This is a genomic window from Enterobacter cloacae complex sp. IR5412 (genome assembly GCF_049237385.1).
GTDB classification, from domain to species: Bacteria; Pseudomonadota; Gammaproteobacteria; order Enterobacterales; family Enterobacteriaceae; genus Enterobacter; species Enterobacter intestinihominis.
Genome location: NZ_JBMKHQ010000005.1, coordinates 315,064 through 334,697 on the forward strand (window position 1 = coordinate 315,064; position 19,634 = coordinate 334,697).

At 58.0% G+C, this 19,634-nt stretch carries 21 protein-coding genes and 1 pseudogene; 15 read left to right on the top strand and 7 right to left on the bottom strand.

The genetic code is table 11. The features are described 5' to 3' along the window. Positions 1-27: 27 nt before the first annotated feature. The 6 genes from gshB to metK all read right to left on the bottom strand — a co-directional run bounded on the left by gshB (position 28) and on the right by metK (position 6,117). The gene (gene gshB / locus ACOTX2_RS12055; protein WP_003860032.1) at positions 28-975 is read right to left on the bottom strand and encodes a glutathione synthase; all 948 of its coding nucleotides are present in this window, start codon (positions 973-975) and stop codon (positions 28-30) included. Between the two features lie 31 nt (positions 976-1,006). Next, positions 1,007-1,738, bottom strand: coding sequence for a 16S rRNA (uracil(1498)-N(3))-methyltransferase (rsmE, locus tag ACOTX2_RS12060; protein ID WP_003860033.1), 732 nt, complete (start codon positions 1,736-1,738; stop codon positions 1,007-1,009). Positions 1,739-1,789: 51 nt separating this feature from the next. Further along, positions 1,790-2,497, bottom strand: coding sequence for a deoxyribonuclease I (gene endA / locus ACOTX2_RS12065; protein WP_023306912.1), 708 nt, complete (start codon positions 2,495-2,497; stop codon positions 1,790-1,792). Positions 2,498-2,591: 94 nt separating this feature from the next. Then, positions 2,592-3,089: a SprT family zinc-dependent metalloprotease gene (locus ACOTX2_RS12070; protein WP_032621896.1), complete on the bottom strand. Its 498-nt coding sequence runs from the start codon at positions 3,087-3,089 to the stop codon at positions 2,592-2,594. A gap of 59 nt (positions 3,090-3,148) precedes the next feature. Next, complete coding sequence (galP, locus tag ACOTX2_RS12075; protein ID WP_023306911.1) at positions 3,149-4,546, bottom strand: galactose/proton symporter; 1,398 nt, start codon at positions 4,544-4,546, stop codon at positions 3,149-3,151. Between the two features lie 416 nt (positions 4,547-4,962). Then, positions 4,963-6,117: a methionine adenosyltransferase gene (gene metK, locus ACOTX2_RS12080; RefSeq protein ID WP_003860037.1), complete on the bottom strand. Its 1,155-nt coding sequence runs from the start codon at positions 6,115-6,117 to the stop codon at positions 4,963-4,965. Between the two features lie 425 nt (positions 6,118-6,542). Here metK and ACOTX2_RS12085 point away from each other — a divergent pair, with 425 nt between their 5' ends. The 4 genes from ACOTX2_RS12085 to speB all read left to right on the top strand — a co-directional run bounded on the left by ACOTX2_RS12085 (position 6,543) and on the right by speB (position 10,024). Next, the gene (locus ACOTX2_RS12085; RefSeq protein ID WP_418251239.1) at positions 6,543-6,683 is read left to right on the top strand and encodes a hypothetical protein; all 141 of its coding nucleotides are present in this window, start codon (positions 6,543-6,545) and stop codon (positions 6,681-6,683) included. A gap of 94 nt (positions 6,684-6,777) precedes the next feature. Further along, complete coding sequence (yqgB, locus tag ACOTX2_RS12090) at positions 6,778-6,909, top strand: acid stress response protein YqgB (protein WP_057979949.1); 132 nt, start codon at positions 6,778-6,780, stop codon at positions 6,907-6,909. Between the two features lie 8 nt (positions 6,910-6,917). After that, the gene (gene speA, locus ACOTX2_RS12095; RefSeq protein WP_022649348.1) at positions 6,918-8,894 is read left to right on the top strand and encodes a biosynthetic arginine decarboxylase; all 1,977 of its coding nucleotides are present in this window, start codon (positions 6,918-6,920) and stop codon (positions 8,892-8,894) included. 209 nt (positions 8,895-9,103) lie between these two features. Continuing rightward, complete coding sequence (gene speB / locus ACOTX2_RS12100; protein ID WP_017382921.1) at positions 9,104-10,024, top strand: agmatinase; 921 nt, start codon at positions 9,104-9,106, stop codon at positions 10,022-10,024. Between the two features lie 76 nt (positions 10,025-10,100). Here speB and ACOTX2_RS12105 read toward each other — a convergent pair. Further along, positions 10,101-10,433, bottom strand: a pseudogene (locus ACOTX2_RS12105) (MFS transporter); the annotation flags it as partial. A gap of 415 nt (positions 10,434-10,848) precedes the next feature. Between ACOTX2_RS12105 and ACOTX2_RS12110 the strand changes: the two are divergent. The 11 genes from ACOTX2_RS12110 to ACOTX2_RS12160 all read left to right on the top strand — a co-directional run bounded on the left by ACOTX2_RS12110 (position 10,849) and on the right by ACOTX2_RS12160 (position 19,630). Beyond that, positions 10,849-11,172, top strand: a complete 324-nt coding sequence (locus ACOTX2_RS12110; protein ID WP_003860044.1) for a Rieske (2Fe-2S) protein — start codon at positions 10,849-10,851, stop codon at positions 11,170-11,172. Then, a complete protein-coding gene (locus ACOTX2_RS12115) occupies positions 11,169-11,477 on the top strand; it encodes a recombinase-like helix-turn-helix domain-containing protein (RefSeq protein WP_022649346.1) in 309 nt (102 codons plus the stop codon). The genes ACOTX2_RS12110 and ACOTX2_RS12115 overlap by 4 nt, the downstream gene beginning before the upstream one ends. Positions 11,478-11,487: 10 nt before the next feature. Next, positions 11,488-12,510 (top strand): aromatic ring-hydroxylating oxygenase subunit alpha, encoded by a 1,023-nt coding sequence (locus ACOTX2_RS12120; protein WP_017692695.1) that lies wholly within the window; start codon positions 11,488-11,490, stop codon positions 12,508-12,510. Continuing rightward, on the top strand, positions 12,510-13,259 hold the full coding sequence (locus tag ACOTX2_RS12125; RefSeq protein WP_063147405.1) for an SDR family oxidoreductase: 750 nt from the start codon (positions 12,510-12,512) through the stop codon (positions 13,257-13,259). The genes ACOTX2_RS12120 and ACOTX2_RS12125 overlap by 1 nt, the downstream gene beginning before the upstream one ends. A gap of 12 nt (positions 13,260-13,271) precedes the next feature. Then, positions 13,272-14,060, top strand: coding sequence for an IclR family transcriptional regulator (locus tag ACOTX2_RS12130; protein WP_032671673.1), 789 nt, complete (start codon positions 13,272-13,274; stop codon positions 14,058-14,060). A 78-nt stretch (positions 14,061-14,138) separates the two neighbouring features. Further along, entirely contained in the window at positions 14,139-15,065 is a 927-nt protein-coding gene (locus ACOTX2_RS12135) for a VOC family protein (protein ID WP_038416706.1), read from the top strand. Beyond that, positions 15,062-16,249 carry an NAD(P)/FAD-dependent oxidoreductase gene (locus tag ACOTX2_RS12140; RefSeq protein WP_063147406.1) on the top strand — a complete coding sequence of 396 codons (1,188 nt, stop codon included), beginning with the start codon at positions 15,062-15,064 and terminating at the stop codon, positions 16,247-16,249. The genes ACOTX2_RS12135 and ACOTX2_RS12140 overlap by 4 nt, the downstream gene beginning before the upstream one ends. Before the next feature lie 25 nt (positions 16,250-16,274). Continuing rightward, complete coding sequence (locus ACOTX2_RS12145; RefSeq protein WP_022649340.1) at positions 16,275-17,531, top strand: MFS transporter; 1,257 nt, start codon at positions 16,275-16,277, stop codon at positions 17,529-17,531. A gap of 10 nt (positions 17,532-17,541) precedes the next feature. Further along, positions 17,542-18,072, top strand: coding sequence for a cupin domain-containing protein (locus ACOTX2_RS12150; RefSeq protein ID WP_022649339.1), 531 nt, complete (start codon positions 17,542-17,544; stop codon positions 18,070-18,072). 9 nt (positions 18,073-18,081) lie between these two features. Next, on the top strand, positions 18,082-18,852 hold the full coding sequence (locus ACOTX2_RS12155) for an alpha/beta fold hydrolase (RefSeq protein WP_063147407.1): 771 nt from the start codon (positions 18,082-18,084) through the stop codon (positions 18,850-18,852). Next, positions 18,836-19,630, top strand: coding sequence for an SDR family oxidoreductase (locus ACOTX2_RS12160; RefSeq protein WP_058646124.1), 795 nt, complete (start codon positions 18,836-18,838; stop codon positions 19,628-19,630). Before ACOTX2_RS12155 ends, ACOTX2_RS12160 begins: the two co-directional genes overlap by 17 nt. The last annotated feature ends 4 nt before the right edge of the window (positions 19,631-19,634 follow it).

Consider the following 19,634-nt stretch of genomic DNA (forward strand, 5'->3'; position numbering starts at 1 on the left):
GGGGATAAACACAGGCGCTGTCACAGGTTATTTCTGTAAACGTTTTTCGATAGCGTCCATCAGCATTCCGGTGATCGAGATCGGGAATTCCGCTTCGATCTCACGAATGCAGGTCGGGCTGGTGACGTTCACTTCGGTCAGACGATCGCCGATAATATCGAGGCCAACGAAGATCAGGCCTTTGGCTTTCAGCGTAGGGCCGACGCGGCGGGCAATTTCCCAGTCGCTTTCGCTTAACGGACGCGGTTCGCCACGGCCTCCGGCCGCCAGGTTGCCACGGGTTTCACCACCCTGCGGGATACGCGCCAGGCAGTAAGGCACCGGCTCGCCGTCTACAACCAGCACACGCTTGTCGCCGTCTTTAATGGCCGGCAGATAGTTTTGCGCCATGCAGTAGCGGGTTCCCAGCTCGGTCAGCGTTTCGGCAATTACGCCAATGTTCGGGTCGCCCTCTTTCACGCGGAAGATCGATGCGCCGCCCATGCCGTCCAGCGGCTTCATGATGATGTCGCCGTGCTTCTGCCAGAATTCTTTCAGCTGCGTTTTGCTGCGGGTGACCAGCGTTTCCGGCGTCAGGTCAGAGAACCATGCGGTATAGAGCTTCTCGTTGCAGTCGCGCAGGCTCTGCGGCTTGTTGACGATCAGCGTGCCTTTCTCTTCGGCACGCTCAAGGATATAGGTGGAGTAAATGTATTCGGTGTCGAACGGCGGATCTTTACGCATCAGGATGACGTTAAGGTCGGCCAGGGCAATATCCTGCTCGGTGCCGAATTCGTACCATTTTTCGTAGTTCTGCTCGACGTTAACGATGCGGGTACGTGCGCGGGCTTCACCGTTGATCAGGTACAGATCGTTCATCTCCATATAGTGGAGTTCATAGCCGCGACGCTGCGCTTCCAGCAGCATAGCGAAGCTGGAATCTTTCTTAATGTTAATGTTTGCGATGGGGTCCATCACGATGCCGAGCTTAATCATGTTCTTCTCCGGTTATGGGTCAGGCTTTGCTTCAACCCAGATCGCCAAATCGCACCTGTAGGGCGGTAATGGCGGTGAGTGCCGTTGTCTCAGTGCGCAGAACGCGAGGTCCCAACAGAATATCAGTAAACTGGTAACGCGCCGTCATGGCGATTTCGTCAGCCGACAGGCCGCCTTCCGGGCCAATCAGCAGGCGTACACGCTCAACGGGCAGCGGCAGCGTATTGATGCTGGCGCTGGCGCGCGGATGAAGATTAAGCTTAAGCCCGCTTTCCTCTTCTGCACACCAGTCCTCCAGATCCATCGCCGGGCGGATCTCCGGGATGCGGTTGCGGCCACTCTGTTCACAGGCTGCAATGGCAATTTTCTGCCACTGCTGGATCTTTTTGTTGAGACGTTCCGCATCCAGTTTAACGCCGCAGCGCTCAGAAAAAAGTGGCGTAATGAGGCTTACACCCAGTTCAATGGATTTCTGAATGGTGAACTCCATCTTTTCCCCGCGCGACATCACCTGGCCAAGGTGAATGTGCAGCGGGGATTCCCGGTCGTCCACGTCGCCACGCAGCACCTTCACGTGCACGCTTTTTTTATCGGCGCGCGTAATTTCAGCGTCAAAAATCTGATTAGAGCCGTCAAAGAGCTGAATCGCCTGGCCTGCGCCCATGCGCAGCACGCGGCCTACGTGGTTTGCGGCATCATCAGACAGGGCGATTTCGCCGCCTGGGGTAATCAGTTCAGGGTGATAGATGCGAGGGATGCGCATAGTCAGAAATTCCATGTGTCATGCGATATAAGCGAATTGCCGTAGTGTAGGTTAGCTCTTTTGCGCCTGGCAAGCCCGCTGGACGTAAGGGTTGTGATTCCCCTGGACTTTGGCGATACGTTCGTCGCGCTGGCATTCCCAGTCCGTCACCGGGTAGAGCTTGTCCCAGGCATTGAAGAGCTGCGTCTGCTGGCGGGAAAGGTTGAGATCGTAGCGGTCGCGCATATAGAAGTAAGTGCGGGCGATGCTGCCGCGCGCGCGGGCAGGCGGTTCGGCGAGTTTCTCTTTGAAATCGACCTTCATGGCGCACTGACCGTACTGGCCTTCGCCACCGTTCCACTGGCTGTACATGAAGTTTCCGCGGTCGCCATTGACTTCACCCACGGCGGGTTGCAGGTTGTGCATATCGCTTTCCATCTGGCGGTAGACCGGATCTTTTGCGCAATTTTTACGTCCACCGTCCTGCCAGCACTGGCGCTGGTGGCCAAACTGCCAGGCCGGAACAACGTGTTCCCATTCGATTCGGCTGGCGCGGTTCTCGTTCTTGCGCACCTTATAGCCGCAGGATCCCAGATCCACGACCCCTTTCTTACCCTGCCAGTTAATTTTACAGCCGCAGTAGAAATCACCCGGTACGTCGGCGTTAATCTTTACGCCTGCGGTTTTTGCCTGTGAGAAACTGTGAATACCGTCGGCCAGAGCATGGCCGGAGAGCGCCGCCGCCAGAAAAGCGACTGCGAGAGAAACATTACGGGACATCTTACACTCCGTGTCAAAACGAGCCCGCAACGTAACGAATGTTGTTCCCGTATGCAATCAGTCAGATCAGGAAAGTTCCTGAAAGTTCGAGTGATTATTCCGCCACCAGTGGTTCGCCGCACTTTACGCAGCGATAGGTCGCCTCGCCGCGCACCACGCGGTTGTGACGGCGCACGGTAAGCTGGTGCTGCTGGCACTGGCAGCGGTAGGGAAATGTATTGCGGCGTACCGATTCCAGCTCGAACTGGTGGGTGCGGCGAGCCGGAACGCCGAGCACCGCCTCCATCATCCATTTCCACTCTTTGCCGTGCGGCGCGACGCGGCCAAAGTGTTTCCACACCAGAAGGTGGGCCAGCTCGTGCGGCACCACTTCTTCGATAAACGCCTGCTGATTTTCCATCATCAACACCGGATTCAGGCGGATCTCATACGATTCCAGCCACGCGGTGCCTGCCGCGGTGCCACGCTGCTGATAGACCAGCTTCGGTTCAGGATAATCGCGGCCGAGCTTCAGGTTGGCCTGGGCGAGTTTTTCCCGCAGGCTGCGCATAACGGCTTGCTGAATGGCGATGGGGAGACGGGGAGATTTCATAGGGGCAGAGCATAAAGCGGGAAGCGGGGAGGCGCAAGAGGCGCCTCCCCGCAGGAGGATCAGTCGTGTGCGCCGATTTCGCGCAGAGGACGACCTTTCATCAGGTTACGTTCAATGTGTTCCAGTGAAACATGTTTGGTTTCAGGAACCAGCCAGATCGTGAGAACAATAAAGAACAGGTTAAGACCGGCGTAGACCCAGAAGGTATTGGCATTACCCAGGGTATTGAGCATGGTCAGGAACGTTGCGCCGACGATCATGTTGGCAATCCAGTTGGTTGCGGTAGAGCAGGTGATACCAAAATCACGCCCTTTCAGCGGCTGGATCTCAGAACACAGTACCCAAATCAGCGGACCGGCGCTCATCGCAAACCCAATAATAAACATCAGCAGCATCGCCACGGCGAAGTACTGTGCCGTTGGGGAGTGAATGCCCATGTGCATCATGGTACCCAGCACGCCCATCCCGATGGCCATCACCAGGAAGCCCAGCGTCAGGGTTGGCTTACGCCCCCAGCGGTCCACCAGACCGATAGCAATAAAGGTCGCCAGCACGTTGGTCAGGCCGACGATCACGGTGCCCCACATCTGTTCGGTGGTGTTGGTGTAGCCCGCCAGTTCGAAGATTTTCGGCGCGTAATACATGATGACGTTCATCCCGGTGAACTGTTGCATGATCTGTAACAGCACACCGAGGAACACCGCGCGGCGGAAGTTGCTGTTCTCTTTGAACAGCGCCCAGCCGGACTGTTTGACCTTAAGGCTTTCGCGGATCTCTTCCAGCTCGTTTTTGGCTTCGGCGCTGGTATCACGCAGGCGTAAGAGCACGCGTTCGGCATCGTGGAAGCGGCGTTTGGCGGCGAACCAGCGCGGGCTGTCCGGCAGGAAGAAGACACCAATCAGCAGCAGAATGGCCGGAATGATGATGACGCCCAGCATCCAGCGCCATGCGCCGCTGTAGCTGAAGGCGGTATCGGAAAGATAAGCCCCCAGAATACCGATGGTGATCATCAGCTGATACATTGAAATCATGCTGCCGCGGATTTTTTCCGGTGCGATTTCAGACAGGTACAGCGGGGCAGTATAAGACGCCACGCCCACTGCCAGACCGAGCAGCACGCGGGAGAGGATCAGCACTTCAACGTTAGGCGCAGCGGCAGAGAACAGTGAGCCGGCAACGAACAGGATCGCGCCGATCATCAGGCTCTTTTTACGCCCGAGCTTAAAGGAGAGCCAGCCGCTGCCGACCGCGCCGACGGCGGCACCGAACATCATGGAGCTGACCACCCATTCCTGAGTGTGTGCGCTAATCTGGAACTCATCGGTGATGAAAGGTAATGCACCGGCAATTACGCCAATATCCAGGCCAAAGAGTAATCCTGCCAGAGCGGCGAGGAAGCAGACGAAGAACGTCATTGCCTTATTGGACGTACGCCCCTGTTTATTATTGTCAGGCATTATGCCCTCCAGTTGGGTTATCAGTTTTTACGATATTAAGAGTAGGTGAGCGGCTCATAAAAATATGTGAGTCAAATCACAACGGTGTAATCGGTTACACTAGTTTGTAACCGTAAAAATAATTAAAGCTTTGAAAATATAGAGGTAAATTAATTGATATGCATCGCGTTTGCACAAATTTCAGACTTAACTGAAAGAGAATGTAACAGCAGAAGAAATGCGATCATGCAAAGAGAATATTCTGAAAGCGGGGTATAGAGAGTGAGGTGTAAACGGTTCCAAACATTGCCGGGTGGCGGCTGCGCCTTACCCGGCCTACAAAAATTCACTACCCGTAGGTCGGGTAAGGCATAGCCGCCACCCGACATAAAAAAGGCCAGCACAAAGGCTGGCCTGTTTAAGCTGCTGGCAGTCGTTTATTTCAGACCGGCAGCATCACGCAGCAGGGCGGCTTTGTCGGTTTTTTCCCAAGGGAAATGTTCGCGACCAAAGTGACCGTACGCTGCGGTTTCCTGGTAGATTGGGTGCAGCAGATCCAGCATCTGAATCAGACCGTATGGACGCAGGTCGAAGAACTCACGCACCAGCAGGGTCAGCTGTTCAGAAGGCACTTTTTCAGTACCGAAGGTTTCCACCATGATGGAGGTTGGCTCAGCCACGCCGATGGCGTAGGAAACCTGAATTTCACAGCGGTCAGCCAGGCCCGCAGCAACGATGTTTTTCGCCACATAACGTGCAGCGTACGCCGCAGAACGGTCCACTTTAGACGGGTCTTTACCGGAGAACGCGCCGCCACCGTGGCGCGCCATGCCGCCGTAGGTATCTACGATGATTTTACGACCGGTCAGACCGCAGTCACCCATTGGGCCGCCGATAACGAAGCGTCCGGTTGGGTTGATGAAGAATTTGGTCGCAGAGCTCAGCCATTCAGTTGGCAGAACCGGCTTAATGATCTCTTCCATCACCGCTTCCTGCAGGGATTTCTGGTCAATCTCTTCAGCATGCTGCGTGGAAAGAACCACGGCATCAATGCCGACGATTTTCCCGTCGTCATACTGGAAGGTCACCTGGCTTTTCGCATCCGGACGCAGCCACGGCAGGGTGCCGTTTTTACGCACTTCAGCCTGACGCTGCACCAGACGGTGTGCGTAAGTCACCGGCGCTGGCATCAGCACGTCGGTTTCGTTGGTCGCGTAGCCGAACATCAGGCCCTGGTCGCCCGCGCCCTGTTCCAGCGGATCGGCACGGTCAACGCCCTGGTTGATGTCCGGGGACTGTTTGCCGATAGCGCTCAGTACGGCGCAGGAGTTGGCATCAAAGCCCATATCAGAATGTACATAACCGATCTCACGCACCGTGTTACGGGTGATCTCTTCGATATCAACCCATGCGCTGGTGGTGATCTCACCGCCAACCAGAACCATGCCGGTTTTGACATAGGTTTCACACGCTACGCGCGCCTTTGGATCCTGCGCGAGGATCGCATCCAGCACCGCATCGGAGATTTGGTCAGCAATTTTATCAGGATGTCCTTCTGATACGGACTCGGACGTAAACAGGTGTTTTGCCATGTTTTATTTCACCTAAAAGGAATTTGGTTAGCTCGAACTGCTGTGTGGAATAGCCAAAGGAGATAATTCTACCAAGGCCTGCAGGATTTTGACACTGGCAGTCTGAGTGTTAATCGGTATGGATGGATTAACATCTGGACGTCTATTTTAGGTCACTTCTTCACCCGATTTCCAGTTTTTTTTGACTCACCTCTCACTGCGTTGAAAACACGGCTGGAAATTTTTCCTGACGGCGCTGGCAACCTGCGCATTTTTGTTTTGCTTTTTAGCGACCTTCTCGGTATAAAACGCGGCGCGCGGCTCATATAAAATAAGCGCTCGATGAACACATCGTGTCGCCACTTCCAGCCGGGTTAAGCAGTGAACTTTTAGCTTTGGCTTGTGGTCCGTTTCAGCAGAGGCGGCCGTGGAGGTGATACGAGATAATGAACCATTGTTTTCCGCTCATTCAGCGCAGTCGTTCTGGCGCGCATTTGATTCCCACCCGCACTTCTGGTCTAAACACCTGCCGATGTTATACCCATCTCGGTGCTTCTCAGGATTCCAGAGCCGGTCACGCTTTGTGAAAACTGAACAAGGGCGCTCTTGTTAATACAGGAGTTTTCTCGTGGTTTCGCCGAACCTTGTCATACAGAGTTCGGATACGTGTTTTACAATGATATGAATAAGAAACCGGTCGCACGGTCTGGATTTCAGCATACTCTGCTGGGAAATGGAGCCGTTAATGGGTTGTTATCGCCGTATAACGCTGCGATAGTAGTCAACTGTTTTACACTTAATACAAAGAGTTGAGGTTCGCTATGTCTGACGACATGTCTTCGCTTTCGCCTTCGTCAGCAGGCGAACAGGGTGTACTACGTTCTATGCAGGAGGTTGCGATGAGCTCCCAGGAAGCCAGCAAGATGCTGCGCACTTACAATATTGCCTGGTGGGGCAATAACTACTACGACGTTAACGAGCTGGGCCACATCAGTGTCTGCCCGGATCCGGACGTCCCGGAAGCGCGCGTGGATCTCGCTAAGCTGGTGAAAGCCCGTGAAGCCCAGGGTCAGCGCTTGCCTGCACTGTTCTGCTTCCCGCAGATCCTGCAACATCGCCTGCGTTCTATTAACGCCGCGTTCAAACGCGCGCGGGAATCGTATGGTTATAACGGCGACTATTTCCTCGTTTACCCGATCAAGGTAAACCAGCACCGTCGCGTGATTGAGTCCCTGATCCACTCCGGCGAACCGCTGGGCCTGGAAGCTGGCTCCAAAGCGGAGCTGATGGCGGTTCTGGCGCACGCGGGCATGACACGGTCGGTGATCGTCTGTAACGGCTATAAAGACCGCGAATACATTCGTCTGGCGCTGATTGGCGAGAAGATGGGCCACAAGGTCTATCTGGTGATCGAGAAGATGACCGAAATCGCGATCGTGCTGGAAGAGGCCGAGCGTCTGAACGTGATCCCACGGCTTGGCGTGCGTGCGCGACTGGCGTCGCAGGGTTCCGGTAAATGGCAGTCTTCCGGCGGTGAAAAATCCAAGTTCGGCCTCGCGGCGAACCAGGTGCTTCAGCTGGTGGAAATTCTGCGCGAGCGCGGTCGTCTGGACAGCATTCAGCTGCTGCACTTCCACCTTGGCTCGCAGATGGCCAACATTCGCGACATTGCCACCGGCGTGCGTGAATCGGCACGTTTCTACGTTGAGCTGCACAAGCTTGGCGTAAATATTCAGTGCTTTGACGTGGGCGGTGGCCTGGGCGTGGATTACGAAGGGACACGCTCGCAGTCTGACTGCTCGGTCAACTACGGCCTGAACGAATACGCCAACAACATTATCTGGGCGATTGGCGATGCCTGCGAAGAGCACGGCCTGCCGCACCCGACGGTGATCACCGAATCCGGCCGCGCGGTCACTGCGCACCATACGGTGCTGGTCTCTAACATCATCGGCGTTGAGCGCAGCGAAATCACTGAAGCCACGCCTCCGGCAGACGATGCTCCACGTTCCCTGCAAAGCATGTGGGAAACCTGGCAGGAGATGCACGAGCCGGGCACGCGTCGTTCTCTGCGCGAATGGCTGCACGATAGCCAGATGGATCTGCACGACATTCACGTCGGTTATTCTTCAGGCACCTTTAGCCTGCAGGAACGCGCGTGGGCGGAGCAGCTCTATCTGAACATGTGCCATGAAGTGCAGAAGCAGCTCGATCCGAGCAACCGCGCACACCGTCCGATTATCGACGAGTTGCAGGAACGTATGGCGGACAAAATGTACGTCAACTTCTCCCTGTTCCAGTCGATGCCGGATGCCTGGGGTATCGACCAGCTGTTCCCGGTTCTGCCGCTGGAAGGGTTGAATCATGCGCCGGAACGCCGCGCGGTGCTGCTGGACATTACCTGTGACTCCGACGGCGCGATTGACCACTACGTCGACGGTGACGGTATCGCTACGACCATGCCAATGCCGGAGTACGATCCGGAGAACCCGCCAATGCTGGGCTTCTTTATGGTGGGTGCGTATCAGGAGATCCTCGGCAACATGCACAACCTGTTCGGTGATACCGAAGCGGTTGACGTGTTTGTCTTCCCTGACGGCAGCGTGGAGGTTGAGCTGTCCGACGAAGGGGACACCGTGGCGGATATGCTCGAATACGTTCAGCTGGATCCGAAAAAACTGCTCACCCAGTTCCGCGATCAGGTCAAAAACACCGGTCTGGACGATGCCTTGCAGCAGCAGTTCCTGGAAGAGTTTGAAGCGGGTCTGTACGGGTATACGTATCTGGAAGACGAGTAGTAAAACCTCCCTCTCCCGGTGGGAGAGGGTTGGGGTGAGGGCATCAGACCGCACGATGCCCTATACTCACTTGAACCCGTATGAATTAACGGCGATAATTCGCCCCACTATGCGATTTACGAATCAATCCCTTCCTCGTCGGGTTTAACGACGCGGAGGGGATTTTTTTTCATCTGTTTTAATGTATCGACTTTATAAGAGGTCAGGACATGAGCACTTTAGGTCATCAGTACGATAACTCTCTGGTATCTAACGCGTTTGGTTTTTTACGCCTTCCGATGAACTTCCAGCCTTACGACAGCGATGCTGACTGGGTGATCACCGGCGTACCGTTCGACATGGCAACGTCCGGTCGTGCGGGTGGACGTCATGGCCCGGCGGCAATCCGTCAGGTTTCCACCAACCTGGCCTGGGAGCACAACCGCTTCCCGTGGAACTTCGACATGCGCGAGCGCCTGAACGTGGTGGACTGCGGTGATCTGGTGTACGCCTTCGGTGACGCGCGCGAAATGAGCGAAAAATTGCAGGCGCACGCCGAGAAGCTGCTGGCGGCCGGTAAACGCATGCTCTCCTTCGGCGGTGACCACTTCGTGACACTGCCGCTGCTGCGCGCCCACGCGAAGCACTTCGGTAAAATGGCGCTGGTGCACTTTGACGCGCATACCGACACCTACGCGAACGGCTGCGAATTCGACCACGGCACCATGTTCTACACCGCGCCGAAAGAAGGCCTGATCGATCCGAACCACTCCGTGCAGATCGGCATCCGCACCGAGTTCGACAAAGACAACGGCTTCACCGTACTCGACGCGGGCCAGGTGAACGATCGCGGCGTGGACGATATTCTGGCTCAGGTTAAGCAGATCGTCGGCGATATGCCTGTCTACCTGACCTTCGACATTGACTGCCTGGATCCGGCATTCGCACCGGGTACCGGTACGCCGGTGATCGGCGGCCTGACCTCAGATCGCGCCATCAAGCTGGTGCGCGGCCTGAAGGATCTGAACATTGTCGGGATGGACGTGGTGGAAGTGGCTCCGGCCTATGACCAGTCCGAGATCACCGCGCTGGCCGCGGCGACCCTGGCGCTGGAAATGCTCTACATCCAGGCAGCGAAAAAAGGCGAATAAGCCTTACGCGCTGATTGCTGCTGCGCGCCGCATGCGCAGCAGCAACATTCCCCAGGCCAGCGTGAAGGTGTGGACAAACCCCGGTTATTTCGCGGGCGATGACCATTCCCGTCAGCGAGCCTAACAAAGGCGAAACCGCGCAGACCGCGGCCCAAATCGCAATGCTGCTTAATAATCCCTGCCGATAATGAAGTTTGCTTTCAATAACCGGCGTTAATAATAGAGCGGAAAAACCATAACCCAGAAGAAAGCAGGTCATGAGTAGATCCTGTAACATTCTGTTTTCATTTAACTGAAAATGTTCGGCAAATTCCGGGTTTAAAATCATTACCGAGATATTTACCCGATCGACGTACGAAATAATAATGAGTAATAAAAGCGCAATCGTGCCTTGCCATCTTGCCGTCATCATGTCCGCCTTACGTTTTTTGTAACTTATATTTTTCATCAATGTGATTGTCACGGAGCTAAAATGATTCGCCTGTGAAACTCATTGTTTATTAAAGATAAATTAAAAATCAGTTTCACCGGTGAAACGCGAAAGAGGTGACGTTAATTTATTTTTAAAGAGTAAAAAGAAAGGAAGTCAATATCTTTTATTCAAAATAAGAGACCATTAAAAAAACGTATTTCTCACGCTGTAATAATGAAAATTTCATATCGCTGCATTTTTTCGTGATCCCTTGCACACTTAGTTAATTAATTGCCGATCGATTAACAAATTCGTCACATTGTCGCTTGACGAAACATTCATCGCTTTTATATTGACCGTATTAAATAAGAAACAGAGTTTCATATATGAAACAAAAGCCTGGAGGATCGTGATGAGCTGGATAGGCGTATGTGACGCAGAACAAGTACAGGAAGATTTCCCTTTTAGCGGCAACGTCGACGGGAAAGAGATCGGCGTTTACCTGATCGACGGTGAATATTACGCGCTGGAAGACGTATGCCCCCACGCCTATGCCCTGCTGAGTCAGGGCTTCGTAGAAGACGGCAAGGTGGAATGCCCGCTGCACGAGGCGGTGTTCGACGTCAAAACCGGCCAGTGTCTGCACGGCCCCGGAGGACGCAACCTCAACCGTTACCCGGTTCGGGTCTTTGAAAACCAGATTCAGATTACCTTTGTTGAGGAGACCGTGGCATGAGCGACACGCTGAACTACAACCCGGCGCTGCCGGAAAGCCGCCAGTTTACCCCGCCGGCAGAGGGCGGTAATGGCGCCATTCACAAGCCGGGCGAGTACCAGAACCTGATCTGGCAGACCCGCAGCCGTGAGCCGGAAAGCTGGGAGGTGAAGCTGATTGCGACGCTGGAAGAGCTTTTCGAACAGGGCGTTGAAACCCTGCCGGAGCTGGTAAACGGGCTGAACGCGGTGCGCATGCACGACCAGCAGGGCGAGCCGTGGAGCGACGCCAGCTTCCAGGCATTCTTACAGGTTAACGGCTACTGAGGGCAATGCGATGACAACGACCGTACAACACTATCTGGATAAAGGCCTGCGCGGCCTCTGGTATCCGGTGCTGGCGAGCTGGGAAGTGCAGTCTGCTCCTGTGGGCATCACCCGCCTGGGCGAGCAGATTGTGGTCTGGCGCAACAAAGACGGCCAGGTGCAGGCGCTGGAGGACCGTTGTCCGCACCGCGGCGCGCGCCTGTCTATGGGCTGGAACCTCGGCGACCGCATCGCCTGCTGGTATCACGGCGTAGAGGTGGCGGGCAACGGCGAGGTGAAAGACGTGCCCGCTGTGGATAAATGTCCGCTGGTCGGCCAGCAGTGCGTGCGCAGCTATAACGTGCAGGAGGCGCACGGCGCCATCTTCCTCTGGTTTGGCGTCACCGCGGATCAGCAGCCGGACGAACTGACCTTCCCGGATGAACTCGCCGACACGGAAAACTTCAGCAACTTCCTCTGCACCGCCGCGTGGAAATGCAATTACCAGTACGCGCTGGAAAACGTGATGGACCCGATGCACGGCACCTATCTGCACTCCTCCTCGCACTCGATGGCGGAAGGGGATCGCAAGGCCGACATGGTGCTCCAGCCGACCAAAACCGGCTTTATCTTTGAGAAGAAAGGGCAGAGCGGCGTCAACTTCGACTGGGTGGAGCTGGGCAACAGCGGCACCTGCTGGATGCGTCTCTCCATTCCGTACAAGAAGCGTTTCGGGCCGGGCGGCCACTTCTTTATCGTCGGCATGGTGGTGCCGGAAGATAACGACAACTGCCGCGTCTTCTTCTGGCGCATTCGCCGGGTGCAGGGCTGGCAGCGCGATATGTGGCGCTTCATGTACCGCAACCGGCTGGAAAAACTGCACTGGGAAGTGCTGGAGCAGGACCGCGTGGTGCTGGAGAGCCTGGCGCCAAACGCCCGCGATCATGAATACCTGTATCAGCACGACGTTGGCCTCTCGCGCCTGCGTCGCATGATGCAAAAGGCCGCCAAAGAGCAGCTGGCGATGCGTGAAGCACAGCAGGGGGCCGCCTGATGAACGGGCTGCTGAGCGGTAAGCGCATCGTCATAACCGGCGCCGCGCGCGGGCTGGGCTACCACTTTTCCCAGGCCTGCGCGGAGCAGGGCGCGGCGGTGGTGATGTGCGACATCCTCAAAGGCGAGCTGGCCGAGAGCGCCCACCGGCTGAGCGAGCGGGGATATGCGATCGAATCGCACGTTATCGATCTGGCCGATCCGCAGTCCATTGAGCAGGTGTTCAGCGCGATTGGCGAGCAGGGGCTGATTGACGGCCTGGTGAACAACGCGGCGATGGCGACGGGCGTCGGCGGCAAAAATATGCTCGATTACGATCCGGATCTCTGGGATCGGGTGATGAGCGTCAACGTCAAAGGCACCTGGCTGGTAACGCGCGCCGCCGTACCGCTGCTACGCGAGGGGGCGGGCATCGTGAACGTCGCGTCCGACACCGCGCTGTGGGGCGCGCCGCGCCTGATGGCCTACGTCGCCAGCAAGGGCGCCGTGATTGCCATGACCCGCTCAATGGCGCGCGAACTGGGTGAAAAGCGTATACGCATTAACGCCATCGCTCCGGGGCTAACCCGCGTCGAGGCGACGGAATATGTCCCCGCCGAACGGCATCAGCTCTACGAAAACGGCCGCGCGTTAACCGGGGCACAGCAGCCGGAAGACGTCACCGGCAGCGTGGTCTGGCTGTTAAGCGATCTGTCGCGGTTCATCACCGGACAGCTGATCCCGGTCAACGGCGGTTTTGTATTTAACTAAGGTAGGGCGATGATGGCAAACGATCAGGAAGTGAAGTATCTGGTGCCGGGGCTGGAGCGCGGTTTACAGCTGCTGTTGGCCTTTGGCGAGCAGCATCGCGATCTGACCTTTGCCGAACTGCATCGGCTGGTGGATATGCCGAAGGCCACCGCCTATCGCGTGGTACAGACGCTGGAGTACATGGGATTTCTGGAGCGCAACACGCGCACCAATACCTTTTCGCTGGGCATGAACGTGCTGCGTCTTGGCTTTGAGTACATCGCCTCGCTGGACGTGGCGCAGGTCGGCCAGCCGGTGATCGAGCAATTGCGCGACGTGAGCCAGTGCAGCAGCCATCTGGCGATCCGCGACGGGCGCGACATTATCTATATCGCCCGCGTCAGCGCCGCCGGGTCGCGTATCAACCAGGTCAGCATTGGTACCCGTCTGCCGGTGCACTGCACCTCGCTGGGCCGCATGCTGTTGACCGATATTTCCCGCGCTGATTTCGAACAGCTGTTCCCGCATGAGCGCCTGCCGGGCAACACGCCGGGGCAGCTTCACGACCGCGAAGCCCTGTGGCAGATGGTGCAGCAGGACAAAGCCCGCGGGTATGTCATTGGCGAATCCTTCTTCCGCCACGGCATCTCTTCCATCGTCTACCCGGTGTATGACCGAAGCGGCCGCGTGGCGGCGGTGGTCAGCATTCTGGTGCCGTCGGAGGAGATCCCACTGAGCGACCGCGAGCGCCTGCAAAACGAGGTTCGCCTTGCGGCGGATAAAATTTCTGGCTTCTTAGGGTATCTGTCACAGGCCAGTTAAATCAGTGAGTTAACGTCAGGCGCTTGACTGCGTCGGGCATGTTTTACGCCCAATCTGGGCCAGATGAGGCAACGAACGATGAGTATAACCGGAATTGAAAAGCTGGAATTTGGTGTGGAAGACCTGACGCACTGCGCCAAATTTATGCGTGATTTTGGCCTGACGGGCGATGCCAGCGGCCAGCGTTTCACCACCCTGAGCGGCGCGCGCGTGGAGCTTAACCCGATCGACAGCCCCGACCTGCCGCCCGCGTTTGAAGCGGGCAACACCCTGCGCCGCATGACCTGGGCGGTTGCCAGCCAGTCTGAGCTGGATGCGCTGCGCCCGAAGCTGGCGCAACAGCCAGGTTTTCGTGAAGTGGGCGACGCGCTGGAATGCCTGGATCCGAACGGCATGACGCTGCGCGTGCAGGTGACCCAGCAGACCGACGTGGAGCTTAACGTCGAGCCAATAAACCAGTGGGGCGACGCCCGCCGTATCGACACGCCCAGCCCGGTTTACGATCGCGCCCAGCCGATCAACGTGGGGCATGTGGTGTTCTTCGTGGAAGAGCTGGCGGCAGTGGAGAAATTCTACCGCGAGGTGCTCGGCTTCCAGGTCTCGGATCGCTATATCAACCGCGCCGTGTTCCTGCGCTGCGGGGCGCGTGGCGGCCATCACAACCTGTTCCTGCTGCAACTGCCGAACCGCAAGCGCGGCCTTAACCACGTGGCCTTCACCGTGCGCGACATCCACGAGGTGATCGGCGGCGGTATCGCGATGAATAAACATGACTGGAGCACCTTTATCGGGCCGGGCCGTCATCCGGTGTCGTCGGCGTACTTCTGGTACGTCAACAGCCCGACCGGCGGCGCGTTTGAGTATTACACCAACGACGACTACCTGACCGAAAACTGGCAGCCGCGTGAGCTGGAGCACTCCCTGGTCTCCTTTACCGAATGGGCGGTGGAGGGCGGGATTGACCACGACACGCGCCGTCAGCAGAAAAAGCCGGAGGCGGTATGACATCGCGCATTGTCATTATCGGCGGCGGCCAGGCGGGCGGCTGGGCGGCGAAAACCCTGCGTGACGAGGGCTTCGACGGCGAGATTTGCGTGGTGGCGGAAGAGGAATGGGATTTCTACGAGCGGCCGCCGCTGTCAAAAGCGTCTCTGCTGGAGCCGGACTCCGCGCTTCCGCGGCTGTTTAGCGAAGAAGCGCAGCAGGCGCTGAACCTGATCTGGTACCGCCCGCTGCGTGCTGAATCAGTCGATCGTGAAGAGAAAATCGTGCGTTTAAGCAACGACGAATGTCTTAGTTACAACATCCTTTTAATCGCTACCGGCGGTCGGGCGCGCCTGCCTTCGCAGGCGTGGGCCAGCCATCCGCAGGTTTATACCCTGCGCCACTGGCAGGACGCGCAGCGCCTGAAAAGTCGCCTGTCGGAAAGTCACAAACTGGCGATTATCGGCGGCGGCTGGATTGGCCTTGAGATTGCCGCTTCCGCGCGGAAAAGCGGCATGGCGGTCACCCTGTTCGAGCAGCAGCCTGCGCTCTGCATGCGCTCGGTGAGCGGCGAGGTGTCGCAGCGCCTGGAGGCCATCCACCGCGAGCAGGGGGTGGAGATCCGTACCGGCTGCGGCGCGCTGGAGCTGGAGGACGATAACGGCCTGCCGGTTATCCACTGCGAAGGCAACCGTGAAAACTTTGATACGGTCGTGGTCGGGATCGGCGTCGATCTCAATCTGGAGCTGGCGCTTGATGCGGGGCTGAAAACCGGGCGCGGGATCGTGGTGGATGCCCAGGGACGCACCTCGGATCCATTCATCTTTGCCGCTGGCGATGTGGCCCAGCACCATCACTACGGCCTGTGCATCCAGTCCTGGGCCTTCGCCCAGAATCAGGCAGTGGCGACGGCGAAAGCGATGCTCAACCGCGATGCGCCAGGTTATGACGACGCGCCGTGGCTGTGGTCGGATCAATATCAGCACAATATTCAGATCCTCGGTATTCCGCAGCCGGAGAGTAAAACGATAGTGCGTGAAGATGCGCTGTTCTTCTCGCTGGATGAAAACGGGCGGCTGACGCAGCTGGTGGCGTTCAACGATGCGCGCACCGTCAAGCTGGCGAAGCGCTGGATGGCGGCGGGGCGGGATCTGTCGAACGTACCGCTTGCCGACCCGACATTTTCACTGATGTCACTGCGATAGCTAACCCGCACCCGTAGGGGGAGAGATGACCACACTAGAGACGAACACCGCGCCGGTTGAGGCGAGCGGTGAGGGGACCCGCACGCCCGAAAAAGCGGTGCGCTGGGCCATCCCGTTGTCGCTGCTGGCCTGCGTGCTGCTGGCGTTTTTCGACAAAATCAGCATCGCGGCGCTCTTTTCGGATACCCATTTCCAGCAGGCGATGGGCATTGATTTCGACACCACGCGCCTCGGCATATTGATGAGCGCCTTCCTGCTGAGCTACGGCTTTTCGTCGGTATTTTTGAGCGGTTTAGGCGACAAAATCGCGCCGCTGCGCCTGCTCACCGGGATGATGGCTGTGTGGTGCGTGCTGATGGTGGCGATGGGCTTTACCCATAACTACACGCTGATGATCGTCCTGCGCATCCTGCTGGGCGTGGCGGAAGGGCCGCTGTTCCCGCTGGCTTTCGCCATCGTGCGCCACAACTTCCCGCAGCATCTGCAGGCGCGCGCCACCATGCTGTGGCTGCTGGGCACACCGGTAGGGGCGGCAATTGGCTTCCCGCTCTCCCTCTGGCTGCTGAACACCTTCGGCTGGCAGAGCACCTTCTTTGTCATGGCCATGCTTACCGTGCCGGTGCTTATCTTTGTACGCATCGGCCTGCGCGGGATCCGTCTGGAGGCTAAACCCGGCACCTCGCAGGCGTCTCAGGACGAGCGGCGCGCGGCGCGGCGCGAGCTGTTCGTCAGCCCGCATTTCTGGATCATCTGCATCTTTAACATCGCGTTCCTGACCTACCTGTGGGGCATCAACGGCTGGCTGCCTGGCTACTTAATTAAGGGCAAAGGCATCCACCTGGAGCATGCAGGCTGGCTGTCGTCGATGCCGTTCATCGCCATGCTGGCGGGGGAAGTGATTGGCGCGTGGCTCTCGGACAGGGTCGATAAGCGCGCGGCGGCCTGCTTTATCTCGATGGCGGGGGCGGCGGTGGGGCTGGCGGCGGTGATGCACCTCGATACCCCGCTCGCCGTCATCGCGGCGATGAGCTTCAGCACCTTTATGTGGGGCACCGGCGCGCCCAACATTTTCGCCCTGCTGGCGAAGGCCACCCATCCCCGGGTGAGCGCCACGGCGGGCGGCATTTTCAACGGGCTGGGAAACTTTGCAGGCGCGCTGTCGCCGGCGGTGATGGGCGCGCTTATCGCCTTCACCCACAGCATGGATTCCGGGCTGATTTTTCTGGCGGTGATGGCGGCGGTGGGCTGCGTCCTGTTACTGCCGCTGCTGAGACGTTACTGAGGAGAGTGTCATGACTGATTCAACCGTAACCCACAAAACGGGCATCAAACCTGACCATCTGACGATGGAAGAGTGGGTCGAGTCGCGCATCGCGCGCTTCGAAGGCCGTAAATACGACTGGAACGCGCTGAAGTTCCAGGCCGATTTTGACCCGAAATACCGCCGGGCGCAGATGCGCTACATCGGCACCGGCGCAACCGGCGTGGCGAACGACACCAATACCGTGCAGGCGGACCATTTCACCTTCTCCACCATGGTACTGCCGTCGAAGTGCGAAGGGCCGCTGCACCTGCACGACGACGTGGAAGAGGTGTTCTTCATGCTCAAGGGGCAAATCACGCTGATGATCCAGGATGGCGACAACTACACCGAAACGGTGCTGCGCGAGCGTGACCTGATCTCCGTCCCGCCGGGCATCTATCGCGGCCTGTTTAACCACGGGGAAGAGGAAGCGCTGATGTGCGTCATGCTGGGGACCAACAAGCCGGAAATCCCGACCTATCCGTCCGACCATCCGCTCTCGAAAGTGAAGCGGAACTAAGGGGGCGCCATGACGGGTTTTCGTGAACAGGGAAGCGGCATTCCGCTGATGCTGCTACACGGGATCAGCTCTGGCGCTGCGTCCTGGCACAAGCAGATGGCGCTGAACGGTTTTCGCGTGCTGGCGTGGGACATGCCCGGTTATGGCGAAAGCCCGATGCTGGCCGTCGCGCGGGCAAACGCGGGGGATTACGCCGACGCGCTGGCGGCGATGCTCGACCGCGCCGGTGTCTGGCAGGCAGTGCTGGTTGGCCATTCCCTGGGGGCACTGGTCGCAAGTGCCTTTGCGGCGAAGTTCCCGGATCGCGTCATTCATCTTGTACTGGCCGACGCTGCGCAGGGCTACGGCAATGCCGCGCCGGAGCAGCGGGAGCAGGTCTGGCGCAACCGCGAGCAGCAGATGGCATTGGGCGGCGAAATCCTCGCCCAGACCCGTGCCGCGAAGCTGCTGCGCCCCGGCGCGCGCGCGGAAGATATCGCCACCGTCGCGGCGGGCATGCGCACGCTGCGCCCGGAAGGCTACCTTGCCGCCGCGTGGATGCTGGCGAATGACGACATTCACGGCTGGCTTAAACGATACTCCGGCACGTTTGAAGTCTGGTGCGGCGAGCAGGACGCGATAACGCAGCCCGAACTGGTGCAGGGGCTGGCGCTGCGCTACGGCATGCCGTTTACCGCCATTCCGCAGGCCGGGCACGCCAGCTATCTCGATAACGACGTGTTTTTCAACCAACAGCTTTTACGCATTAACGAAGAGGTGCGCGATGAATGCACAAATTGACGGGCGCGTAGCGGTAGTCACCGGCGGTTCTTCTGGCATTGGCTTTGAAACGCTGCGCCTGCTGCTGGGTGAAGGGGCGAAAGTCGCCTTCTGCGGCCGTGACCCGGATCGGCTCGCCAGCGCCCATGCGACGCTGCAAAACGAATTCCCCCACGGGGAGATTTTTTCTTACCGCTGCGACGTGCTGAACGCCGACGAGGTTCAGGCCTTTGCGGATGCGGTGCAGGCGCGCTTTGGCGCGGCTGATCTGCTGATCAACAACGCCGGGCAGGGCTACGTGGCGCACTTCCATGACACCCCGCGCGAGGCGTGGCTGCACGAGGCAGAGCTGAAGCTGTTTGGCGTCATCAATCCGGTGCAGGCGTTTCAGCCGCTGCTGGAGCAGTCAGACATTGCCTCTGTTACCTGCGTCAACTCCCTGCTGGCGCTACAGCCGGAGGAGCACATGATCGCTACCTCCGCTGCTCGTGCCGCGCTGCTGAACATGACGCTGACGCTCTCGAAAGAGCTGGTGGGTAAAGGCATTCGCGTCAATTCCATTTTGCTCGGCATGGTGGAGTCCGGCCAGTGGCAGCGCCGCTTTGAAAACCGGGCGGACAAAAGCCAGAGCTGGCAGGAGTGGACGGCGAATATCGCGCGCAAGCGCGGCATTCCAATGGCGCGCCTCGGCAAGCCGCAGGAGCCCGCGCAGGCGCTGCTGTTCCTCGCCTCGCCGCTGGCCTCGTTTACCACCGGCGCCGCGCTGGACGTTTCCGGCGGCTTCTGTCGTCATCTGTAAGGAC

Bases quoted from the DNA above. Each gene is read 5' to 3' on its own strand.
- gshB (WP_003860032.1), bottom strand. From the start codon at position 975: ATGATTAAGCTCGGCATCGTGATGGACCCCATCGCAAACATTAACATT.
- rsmE (WP_003860033.1), bottom strand. From the start codon at position 1,738: ATGCGCATCCCTCGCATCTATCACCCTGAACTGATTACCCCAGGCGGC.
- endA (WP_023306912.1), bottom strand. From the start codon at position 2,497: ATGTCCCGTAATGTTTCTCTCGCAGTCGCTTTTCTGGCGGCGGCGCTC.
- ACOTX2_RS12070 (WP_032621896.1), bottom strand. From the start codon at position 3,089: ATGAAATCTCCCCGTCTCCCCATCGCCATTCAGCAAGCCGTTATGCGC.
- galP (WP_023306911.1), bottom strand. From the start codon at position 4,546: ATGCCTGACAATAATAAACAGGGGCGTACGTCCAATAAGGCAATGACG.
- metK (WP_003860037.1), bottom strand. From the start codon at position 6,117: ATGGCAAAACACCTGTTTACGTCCGAGTCCGTATCAGAAGGACATCCT.
- ACOTX2_RS12085 (WP_418251239.1), top strand. From the start codon at position 6,543: ATGAACCATTGTTTTCCGCTCATTCAGCGCAGTCGTTCTGGCGCGCAT.
- yqgB (WP_057979949.1), top strand. From the start codon at position 6,778: ATGAATAAGAAACCGGTCGCACGGTCTGGATTTCAGCATACTCTGCTG.
- speA (WP_022649348.1), top strand. From the start codon at position 6,918: ATGTCTGACGACATGTCTTCGCTTTCGCCTTCGTCAGCAGGCGAACAG.
- speB (WP_017382921.1), top strand. From the start codon at position 9,104: ATGAGCACTTTAGGTCATCAGTACGATAACTCTCTGGTATCTAACGCG.
- ACOTX2_RS12110 (WP_003860044.1), top strand. From the start codon at position 10,849: ATGAGCTGGATAGGCGTATGTGACGCAGAACAAGTACAGGAAGATTTC.
- ACOTX2_RS12115 (WP_022649346.1), top strand. From the start codon at position 11,169: ATGAGCGACACGCTGAACTACAACCCGGCGCTGCCGGAAAGCCGCCAG.
- ACOTX2_RS12120 (WP_017692695.1), top strand. From the start codon at position 11,488: ATGACAACGACCGTACAACACTATCTGGATAAAGGCCTGCGCGGCCTC.
- ACOTX2_RS12125 (WP_063147405.1), top strand. From the start codon at position 12,510: ATGAACGGGCTGCTGAGCGGTAAGCGCATCGTCATAACCGGCGCCGCG.
- ACOTX2_RS12130 (WP_032671673.1), top strand. From the start codon at position 13,272: ATGGCAAACGATCAGGAAGTGAAGTATCTGGTGCCGGGGCTGGAGCGC.
- ACOTX2_RS12135 (WP_038416706.1), top strand. From the start codon at position 14,139: ATGAGTATAACCGGAATTGAAAAGCTGGAATTTGGTGTGGAAGACCTG.
- ACOTX2_RS12140 (WP_063147406.1), top strand. From the start codon at position 15,062: ATGACATCGCGCATTGTCATTATCGGCGGCGGCCAGGCGGGCGGCTGG.
- ACOTX2_RS12145 (WP_022649340.1), top strand. From the start codon at position 16,275: ATGACCACACTAGAGACGAACACCGCGCCGGTTGAGGCGAGCGGTGAG.
- ACOTX2_RS12150 (WP_022649339.1), top strand. From the start codon at position 17,542: ATGACTGATTCAACCGTAACCCACAAAACGGGCATCAAACCTGACCAT.
- ACOTX2_RS12155 (WP_063147407.1), top strand. From the start codon at position 18,082: ATGACGGGTTTTCGTGAACAGGGAAGCGGCATTCCGCTGATGCTGCTA.
- ACOTX2_RS12160 (WP_058646124.1), top strand. From the start codon at position 18,836: ATGAATGCACAAATTGACGGGCGCGTAGCGGTAGTCACCGGCGGTTCT.